Source organism: Rhizobium rosettiformans W3, assembly GCF_004912135.1.
In the GTDB taxonomy this organism is placed as follows: Bacteria; Pseudomonadota; Alphaproteobacteria; order Rhizobiales; family Rhizobiaceae; genus Allorhizobium; species Allorhizobium rosettiformans.
This window is the reverse complement of sequence record NZ_STGU01000077.1, coordinates 1-776: the sequence shown is the minus strand read 5'-3', so window position 1 is coordinate 776 and position 776 is coordinate 1. Positions and strand designations below refer to the sequence as shown.

The following is a 776-nucleotide window of genomic DNA, read 5'->3' as shown; positions in this document are numbered from 1 at the left end:
GGTGGCGTCGCCTTAACCGAGTTTGGGATGCGGTAGTCTCTTCGACCTGAACTTCACGCATCAATCGACAAAGCGATTTCCCGCCAGGTCGAGATGGCGTGAGTGCGAAGCTGGCGATGGTCTGCGGCGGTCAAGTCTTTGCGGTGAAGAAGGAAGAGATTGGCGATCTGGCCGTGAGTGGAGACGAAACGCTGACATTGCCGCGCGGACTTGAAGCGCATCATGCGCCGCTCTCGTCGTCGCACAGCAAGATGGGAATTTTCAGCCTGGTTGTTCAATCCCTTGTGCGAGCGATGTTCGACCTTCGGCATCAAATCCGCCTTCGCAGCCGAATAGGAACGCAGCTTGTCGGTCAGCATCACGCGCGGGGCGATACCTTGACCCTTGAGCAGTTTGCGCATCAGACGCAAGGCTGCTGCCTTGTTCCTTCGGCTTTGCAAGAGGGCGTCGAGAACGTAGCCGTTGGCATCGACGGCGCGCCACAGCCAGTATTTCTTTCCCTTGATCGTCACCACCATCTCATCGAGCTGCCACTTGTCGGCAAACTGGCCTCGTGAGCGGCGTCGGAGCTGATTGGCGAACTTCAAGCCAAATTTCGCCGCCCATTCCGAGACGGTCTGGAATGAGACGTTGATGCCGCGCTCGGCCAACAGATCTTCGACGTCGCGTAAACTGAGCGGAAATCGGAAATACAGCCAGACCGCATGGGTGATGATCTCGGCAGGAAAGCGGTGGCGTCTGAAGTGGGCGGCAGGGAATTCGGTCATGACAATCCG

General features: G+C 57.7%; 1 protein-coding gene. It reads right to left on the bottom strand.

Annotation, left to right across the window (positions count from 1 at the left end):
• Window positions 1–53: 53 nt before the first annotated feature.
• Window positions 54–767 carry an IS6 family transposase gene (locus FAA86_RS24405; protein WP_037095196.1) on the bottom strand — a complete coding sequence of 238 codons (714 nt, stop codon included), beginning with the start codon at window positions 765–767 and terminating at the stop codon, window positions 54–56.
• Window positions 768–776: the final 9 nt, after the last annotated feature.

What these genes read in the sequence shown, in the direction of transcription:
- FAA86_RS24405 (WP_037095196.1), bottom strand. Translation starts at nt 767, where the DNA reads ATGACCGAATTCCCTGCCGCCCACTTCAGACGCCACCGCTTTCCTGCC.